The following is a 7496-nucleotide window of genomic DNA, read 5'->3' as shown; positions in this document are numbered from 1 at the left end:
CATTACTGTTCAGGATGTGATGCTGAGAGCCGTGGAAAAGCGCTTCGGTGACAGTCTTCCGGCTAAACCGGTGCAGTGGCTGACGGATAACGGTTCAGCGTACACCGCGCATGACACAAGGAAGTTCGCCAGAGAGTTGAATCTGGAACCGTGTACAACAGCAGTAAGTAGCCCGCAAAGTAACGGAATGGCAGAGCGGTTCGTGAAAACGATGAAGGAAGACTACATCGCGTTCATGCCAAAACCGAATGTGAGAACGGCACTGCAGAATCTTGCGGCGGCGTTCAATCATTACAATGAAAGTCATCCGCATAGTGCGTTGGGATATCACTCCCCGAGAGAATACCGACGCCAGCGGGCATCGTTAACTTAAGATACAAAAGCTGTCTGGAGATGGCGGGTCAAGAACAATTCCTGGCGTCACTCATGGTTTCGGCAGTAAAAGTGCCCAACTGCCAATACCTTTACAACCATATTGCAGCACTAGGCCCGCAACCAAGCAGGTACATGGTACGCGTATTGTCGATGTTCACCACCCTTTGCAAGCCTGTGGTGAAGCCGATGGCTTTTTTACCCGAGAACCAGGGATCTTGCTCAGCGTATTAACCGCTGATTGCCTGCCGGTGATCTTCTGCCGTAAAGATGGCCAAGCCATTGCAGTGGTACATGCGGGTTGGCGCGGTCTGCTGGAGGGTATTTTGGAACAGATGGCTCAGCGTATTAGCCTGGAGGACAGTACCAGTAACTGGGTAGCGGCTATCGGCCCGGCGGCAGGTGTTTGCTGTTATGAGGTGAACGAAGATCTTATCAATAATTTTCAACAACTCTTGCCCTTCCCCGCTACCATGATCAGCCCGAGCTATCGCCACCTGGATTTGGCCGCTATTGCTGAAGCTAAACTCACCGCGTTGGGATTTGCGGCCGTCGACCGGGTGGGCAGTTGCACTATCTGTACCCCCAATGACGACCCGGCCCTTGCCAGGCGCTTTAAATACACCAGTTATCGGCGTAATAGTCATCGGCGTGAACAAGACCCAACACACCCGGGGATCAAAGGTCGTAATCAGTATTCTGGTATTATTATCAATCAGTAAGATGATGAGAGAGTCTGCTTTGGCTAAGTTCATCATCCAGCAGCCTGGCAATAAACTTAGGCGGCAGATACGAAAAAACCCGCACGTTATGCGGGTTTTTTGTACAGCTTGCGCTGATTAGATAGCAGTAACGTTTACTGCAGATGGGCCTTTCTGGCCATCTTGGATTTCGAATTCAACGTTTTGGCCTTCTGCCAGGGTTTTGAAGCCATTACCCTGAATTGCAGAGAAGTGTACGAACACGTCTTTGCTGCCATCAGCCGGGGTGATGAAACCGAAGCCTTTAGACTCGTTGAACCACTTCACTTGACCTTTGATCTTTGCCATCTTGAGTATTTCCTTTAGATTATTTAAACCGCCCAGGGGCGTTACACAGACAAACTAGAGTCGTTACTGCTGAGGCACTAAGATCAGGATCGGCAGAGAAGCGATATTCAACGCTAACATCTTTACTCTGAACTTCTTTACTGAAAATGCCACACATATACAGAACTGTACCTCTTTTTACCCAAGTGCGTTATTACATACTCTGTAAACGATGGCAAGCCATTTTTAATCACTGATGGACATGTCGCACATATTTAAAACGGTTAAGGTCAATAATAGATTAAATAGGTTAAAAGAGGTTGAAGCCTTTGCTATTTTCTGCTTTGTAAAGAAAACATGCCAGACTTCACTTCTACTCGCGTTGTTAACCCTCCACACCCCATGTCAATATCGATTCTTTTTAACCATCGAGCAATACTCTGACAGAGAAAATGCGTAAAAAAATTTGAATGATTATCACGTGTTAATGACAACATTTGAATTTGGATGATCGGGCAGATGAATGCTGTACTGATCGGAGCTTTTCATATCAACCCTAGCGATAACAAGCTAGTACCTGCGCAATCTGCTGTAGATTGCAGTCAGCTATCACTCTGCTGATCAGCCTACTAACGCATAACCATACAAATGTTCTAAATTCAACGATGGCCAAGGTGCAGTTGTGCTAAATATTCCTTTGCATGGCCACGGATACCCACCTGCTTATCCCTCTGATATCATTTGAACCGTGGTTATTGCGCCCGCCCGCAGATAAATGATTTTAAATATCGAGTTGATAATAGTCATCGCCACCAGCTGGAAATAACCCTTTTGACTAGCGGAAAATATTGCTATTTCTGAGTTTTAATTATGCTGCTCACTATTACGCGCTATATATAGCCGAATAACTTGAAGTTGCTTGACCCAGTCTGTTATTAGGGAAAGCGTGCTGAAAGGGTCGTAGCCCGCCGCCAGATCGCCCTAAGTGCGCTTGTACCGTGTATCTCAGGCTCAACAATCGTTTCAAGCAATTTGAAGTATCACAGGTGTATACAAAATAATTCGAGTTATTTGACAAAAACCTTAAGTTACAGCGATCTTCACCACTAGCCACCCCGTATAACACTGTATGTCAAGTTGTAAAAATCTAAATCAGCTTTAGATTATCCCCTATTAATGCAATGCACCTTTCCTTTGTATCATCCCTTCACGCCTATCAATCTGCCGGCTTCAGCAAGAACGCCGAGGAAGGACGCGCTGCGAAACCTGCAAAACGGCCTGCCTATGCCAACCACTTTATCTCGCTGGAGAACTTGGTCACGCCGGCTTGTCTAGCTAAAGCTGTCGAAGTCGGGATGGCCGGATTTTAATAAAACCATGGAGAAAAAATGGAGTTTGGGATGATTTTTGCAATGGGCATGTTTGCACTGAGCATGTCTATCTCACCGGGTCCGGTAAATATGGTGATCATTGCCTCTGGTGCTAACCACGGTTTCTGGCAGACCTTGCCGTTTGTCTCTGGGGCGACTATCGGTTTCACTCTTTTACTGGTTTTCGTCGGTTTTTGGTTCATTGGGATGATTGAGAACTATCAGGTATTTTTCCAATACCTCACCATGGCTGGATCGGCTTTTATTATCTATGTCGGCTACAAAATTGCCTCGTCGCATCCTGAGCTGATCGTGGAGAAAGGCGATGTTCCCAACTTCATACAGGGTTTCCTACTCCAGTGGTTAAACGCAAAAGCTTGGATTGCCTGTGCTTCTGGCGCGGTGCTATTTTCCACCCCGCAGACACATACTACGCTGTTCACTTTCATCGTTATTTACTTCGTCATCTGCTACTTATCGCTCGCTGCTTGGGCTGTACTGGGAGACCGAGTCTCAATTATTCTCAACAGCGTACTGCGTATCCGTATCTTCAACCTCGTCATGGGCGGTATGCTCATCTTAACCGCCCTCTACATGCTTTATTTGCAGTTTTACACCGCTCACTAGTTCTGCAAGCCTGAATTAAATGAGTCATAGATGGCATTAATGAGGGTATAGGCAGCACTACTGGTAGACATATTCAGTGGCCAAACTGCATATACCCTCAGTGGCTCCAGCGTCCATTCTGGTAGGACGGCGATAACCTCTCCGTTACTGATCCCTTGATCACTCAGGTAAGTCGGTGGTGCCGCTAATCCAACCTTTAGCTTGGCAAGCTGATAGGACAGCTCGACATTGTCCACATGGATATGTGGGGTATATTTGATCTCTACTTCTTCGCCGCTTTCCTTGTGCCGGAATAGTCGTGTGCTTGGCCGCATGGTAAGACCGATCCACTTCATATGTGCCAAGTCTCTAGGGTGCGTGGCTGACTTGAATTCTGCCAGGTATTCCTTAGCTGCAATGACACGGCGAGGCAACAAAAACAGGTGTCGCGCCTTCAATGAGCTATCCGGCAGCTCGCCAATTCTGAAAGCGACGTCAATACCCTCTGAAATGATGTCATTGCGGTTATCATCGCAGGAAATACTCAAAATGATTTCCGGGTGCTTTTTGATGAATGTCGCGATGTGTCGAGTAAATTCACTGTTGATAAACACAGCGGGAATAGAGATCCGCAGATTTTTCTTGGTCGATACGGAACGTCGTTTAAACTCGATGACACCTTTCTCGTACAACTCCAGCATCGACTTGGCCGTTTCGAGAAGGCTAGTGCCATCATGGGTCAATACCAGCTTGCGCGTATTTCGATAAAGCAGTGCACTGCATAAACTCTTTTCCAGCTTGGAGAGATGCAGGCTAGCCGTTGCCGTCGATATACCCAAGGCTTCCGCACCACCAGAAATAGAACCAACTTCGGCGATCTTCGCGAATACGATCAAATAGCGTATATCTTCAATCATTCCCACACTCCCTATGAGGAAAAAGTCTTAAAAGCCGAATATATTGCCCATTAAGCTATACGGTTACTCTTTGAGTATTCTGCGTTTTCAGGAAAAATGAGATTTTGATTTCTGTTAGGCAGATGTTTATCATCGGCAGCCTGCATCATACCCATCCGTAGCACGATTATGCACCCCGTGGTTAATGGCTTGGCAATACCTAAGGTATTCGAACTTTAGCCTATTCGTTAGGAACACACTTAACGTCGAGCCGCTGACCAATCTTCATTAGATCAAAATTATGCTGTTCCAGCCCTGCATCACTTAACGCCTGCATTAATTGCTGCGGAGGTTCATCCAACGACTCATCCGCTAATTCAAAAACGCCCCAATGCATTGGAATAACCCGGGGCTGATTTAATTGTTGATATAACCGCACCGAGTGTTGGGGATCCATATGCTTCTCTTGCATAAACCACCTCGGTGCATAGGCTCCAATGGGCAAGGCAGCAATATCGAACGGCCCAAGACGGGTGCCTATTTCTACCAATCGCTCACTGTAGCCAGTATCTCCGGTGAAATAAAAACGTAATTCAGGGTGGTGTATCACCCAACCACACCATAGCGAATGGTTATGATCCCAAGGGGTACGCATACTCCAATGGCGTGCTGGTGTCGCATAAAACGTGGTTGTATCCAGCGTGAAACTATCCCACCAGTCCAATTCAACCACCCGCTTAGCGGGATAATGACTAAACCACTGCTTAAGCCCCAAAGGAACAACAAAGGTAATACCGCGAAAACGTTTGGTCAGTTCACTGATGGTCAATCGATCCAGGTGGTCATAATGGTTATGTGAAATAAGCACCACATCTATCGTTGGTAATTGTTGCACTGTTAACGGCGGGGGTGTTTTACGCTTTGGGCCATAAAAATTCACCGGTGATGCCCGTGATGACAGCACCGGATCAATTAACACATAACGGCCCCCCAAGCGCAGCAGTATAGAGGCATGCCCCAGCCACCAAATGCTATCATGATCACCACTGAGATCGGCGGCTTGCCACCACTGTTGGATAAATTGTTCATACCCCGCTTGTGGCGGTTTGGGCAGCCCCTGCTTTTTACGTTGATCCTGCCAACGTTTGAGATCCCCAGCTTTACGCAGTGATGGTTCAGGATTGGTAAACCCCCAAGGGGTATGATGCGCCTTGCTGGCATCGTAATATTTATTATTCTTCTTCATTCATACCTCTTCCGACCATCGGCTACGTTACTCGACCTAACCACTTGGTATAGCCATCACATTGAACATCAAGCCATTTATGGCTATTACCAATTAATAATTTTATCTATGGCAATTTTTTAGCATTTAACTCGGTAAGAGGCAATAAATACGTGAAATAAGTCGAACTGGTTAACGCTCCGGGATAACGTCTTTATAGCTTAATGCGGGGTTGAGCTCATCATCATCATGGTGCCTATCTTCGCCCTGATTACCCTGCAACTGCATTTTCAATAGCGTAGTTTGTTGACGCTGTTGTTCAACAATCTGTTGCAACAAAACAATCTGCTCATTGGCACGCACGCTCGCACGGTTAACCAAAAACCAGACCCACAAACCCAATAATGCGGCTACTCCCCCCATCACGATGGACATCAGGCCGGATGGGCTAAAAACTAAATCAAACATAAACAACCTTATCGCTAACCTAATTTATTCAAACTACGCTGTTGCCAACACCGGTGCCGTTCCCAACGTCATTTGCATCACTACCTATCATATTTACCCACGGCAACAGCAACCCGGGTGATTAAATACCCGGGTGTACTTCGCTGATTACTGAGCAATAAAACGTTCAAGACGATTACGTAACTGATTGTTATGTTTGCGCAATCTATCAATTTCACCCAAGAGTTCCAGCGCTACCGCAATGCCTGGCCAATCCAGGTCAAGTTCTCGTTGTAACCGCTGAGCTCGATTGAATGCCACCAAAGCTCGGTCATCAAATAACCAGTTATCACTATTCAGGTCACAGGGCTCAATCACCCCTAACCCAACGACCTCCTGCAGTTCAGGCTCCGTCACGCCCGTATGCAGGCAAAACTCAGTAATGGTAAGTGTTATCTGTATGCTAGCCATTATGCTTTACTCCATACGGTGCGCGGATCAAAAACCGGATTTGCCTCAGCCAGTTGCTGCCAGAGCGCAGCACTCTTGTCGTCTGGTTTTGCTGGCATAACAATCTTGATTACCGCATATAAATTGCCGGTCTCTTTTTTGCTGACCAGGCCCTTCCCTTTAACGCGCAAACGTTGCCCGGCCTGACTGCCTGCGGGAATTGTCAGCAAGATATTGTCCGACAGGGTGGGCAAGGATACTTTGGTTCCTAAAGCGGCTTCCCAAGGTGCCAGCGGCAGGATAATCTCCAGATCATGCCCCATCACCTCAAACAACGGGTGTGGCGCGAGTTTGATAATCAGATACAGATCACCGTTGGCCCCACCATTAACCCCAGGAACGCCCTGACCTTTCACCCGGATACGTTCGCCATCCATGACCCCTGCCGGGATCTTGACATTGAGCGTCTTGGCTTTCTCTTCCTCGACCAAGCCAAAGGCGTTGTATACCGGGACGTTATAACTCAACGTTCTGGTCTGTTCTTTGAGTGTTTCTTCCAGGAACATAGCCGCAGCAATTTCAACGTCCTGACCACGAGCGGCACGTTGATGGTGGTGTTGCTGGTTGGTCCGCGAACGCTGACCAAACATAGAGGCAAAAATATCGGAGAAGTCTTCAGCGTTACCACTGTCTCCATGATGAGCCTCACGATACGCCCTGCGACCAAAGTCAGGATCATTGCGGTGTTTTAGCAACTCATCATATTCTGCTCGGCGCTCACTATCTTTCAGTACTTCATAGGCTTCCGCGACCTCTTTAAACCGTGCTTCGGCATCCGCTTCAGTACTGACATCTGGGTGATACTTACGCGCCAACCGTCGATAAGCCGTTTTGATGGCTTTGATATCATCTGAGGGTTTAACCCCTAAAATGGCATAATAATCCTTCATTTCCATAATATTATTATCTCGTTAGCCAAAGCGAAGAAAAGTAAAGCCAAGGTTGGTATACCCGGTTATCCAACAACCTACAGCATAACGCATCCGATGATTAAAATGCTGAGCCTAGTCAACACCTTCGCAACTCGGAATACAACGAGTAT

At 47.1% G+C, this 7496-nt stretch carries 10 protein-coding genes; 3 read left to right on the top strand and 7 right to left on the bottom strand.

Annotated elements, in window-relative coordinates:
- Both IO95_RS15175 and pgeF read left to right on the top strand, forming a co-directional pair.
- The coding region (locus IO95_RS15175) for an integrase core domain-containing protein (protein ID WP_037385993.1) at positions 1-373 on the top strand (373 nt) is incomplete at its 5' end.
- Between the two features lie 10 nt (positions 374-383).
- A complete protein-coding gene (gene pgeF, locus IO95_RS15170; protein ID WP_051791260.1) occupies positions 384-1094 on the top strand; it encodes a peptidoglycan editing factor PgeF in 711 nt (236 codons plus the stop codon).
- Positions 1095-1211: 117 nt separating this feature from the next.
- Here the strand turns inward: pgeF and cspE are convergent, their stop codons facing one another.
- Together cspE and IO95_RS24245 are read right to left on the bottom strand one after the other, a co-directional pair.
- Positions 1212-1421, bottom strand: a complete 210-nt coding sequence (gene cspE / locus IO95_RS15165) for a transcription antiterminator/RNA stability regulator CspE (RefSeq protein ID WP_002221949.1) — start codon at positions 1419-1421, stop codon at positions 1212-1214.
- A gap of 19 nt (positions 1422-1440) precedes the next feature.
- Positions 1441-1578: a DUF2627 domain-containing protein gene (locus IO95_RS24245; RefSeq protein ID WP_152554949.1), complete on the bottom strand. Its 138-nt coding sequence runs from the start codon at positions 1576-1578 to the stop codon at positions 1441-1443.
- 1210 nt (positions 1579-2788) lie between these two features.
- Here IO95_RS24245 and IO95_RS15160 point away from each other — a divergent pair.
- A complete protein-coding gene (locus tag IO95_RS15160; RefSeq protein ID WP_023491519.1) occupies positions 2789-3397 on the top strand; it encodes a LysE family translocator in 609 nt (202 codons plus the stop codon).
- Here IO95_RS15160 and IO95_RS15155 read toward each other — a convergent pair.
- The 5 genes from IO95_RS15155 to cbpA form a co-directional block, all read right to left on the bottom strand.
- Positions 3394-4293, bottom strand: coding sequence for a LysR family transcriptional regulator (locus IO95_RS15155; protein WP_023491518.1), 900 nt, complete (start codon positions 4291-4293; stop codon positions 3394-3396). The two genes, IO95_RS15160 and IO95_RS15155, sit on opposite strands and share 4 nt — an antisense overlap.
- 220 nt (positions 4294-4513) lie before the next feature.
- Positions 4514-5518 (bottom strand): MBL fold metallo-hydrolase, encoded by a 1005-nt coding sequence (locus IO95_RS15150; protein ID WP_023491517.1) that lies wholly within the window; start codon positions 5516-5518, stop codon positions 4514-4516.
- 171 nt (positions 5519-5689) lie between these two features.
- Positions 5690-5965, bottom strand: coding sequence for a YebO family protein (locus IO95_RS15145; protein WP_023491516.1), 276 nt, complete (start codon positions 5963-5965; stop codon positions 5690-5692).
- Positions 5966-6112: 147 nt separating this feature from the next.
- The gene (gene cbpM, locus IO95_RS15140; RefSeq protein WP_023491514.1) at positions 6113-6415 is read right to left on the bottom strand and encodes a chaperone modulator CbpM; all 303 of its coding nucleotides are present in this window, start codon (positions 6413-6415) and stop codon (positions 6113-6115) included.
- Positions 6415-7350, bottom strand: coding sequence for a curved DNA-binding protein (gene cbpA / locus IO95_RS15135; protein WP_023491513.1), 936 nt, complete (start codon positions 7348-7350; stop codon positions 6415-6417). Before cbpA ends, cbpM begins: the two co-directional genes overlap by 1 nt.
- Positions 7351-7496: the final 146 nt, after the last annotated feature.

The organism is Serratia sp. DD3, from assembly GCF_000496755.2.
The sequence above is the reverse complement of the archived record's forward strand: the minus strand, read 5'-3'. Positions and strand labels throughout refer to the sequence as shown.

Bases quoted from the DNA above. Each gene is read 5' to 3' on its own strand.
- cbpM (WP_023491514.1), bottom strand. From the start codon at position 6,415: ATGGCTAGCATACAGATAACACTTACCATTACTGAGTTTTGCCTGCAT.
- cspE (WP_002221949.1), bottom strand. From the start codon at position 1,421: ATGGCAAAGATCAAAGGTCAAGTGAAGTGGTTCAACGAGTCTAAAGGC.
- IO95_RS15145 (WP_023491516.1), bottom strand. From the start codon at position 5,965: ATGTTTGATTTAGTTTTTAGCCCATCCGGCCTGATGTCCATCGTGATG.
- IO95_RS24245 (WP_152554949.1), bottom strand. From the start codon at position 1,578: ATGTGTGGCATTTTCAGTAAAGAAGTTCAGAGTAAAGATGTTAGCGTT.
- IO95_RS15160 (WP_023491519.1), top strand. From the start codon at position 2,789: ATGGAGTTTGGGATGATTTTTGCAATGGGCATGTTTGCACTGAGCATG.
- IO95_RS15150 (WP_023491517.1), bottom strand. From the start codon at position 5,518: ATGAAGAAGAATAATAAATATTACGATGCCAGCAAGGCGCATCATACC.
- IO95_RS15155 (WP_023491518.1), bottom strand. From the start codon at position 4,293: ATGATTGAAGATATACGCTATTTGATCGTATTCGCGAAGATCGCCGAA.
- cbpA (WP_023491513.1), bottom strand. From the start codon at position 7,350: ATGGAAATGAAGGATTATTATGCCATTTTAGGGGTTAAACCCTCAGAT.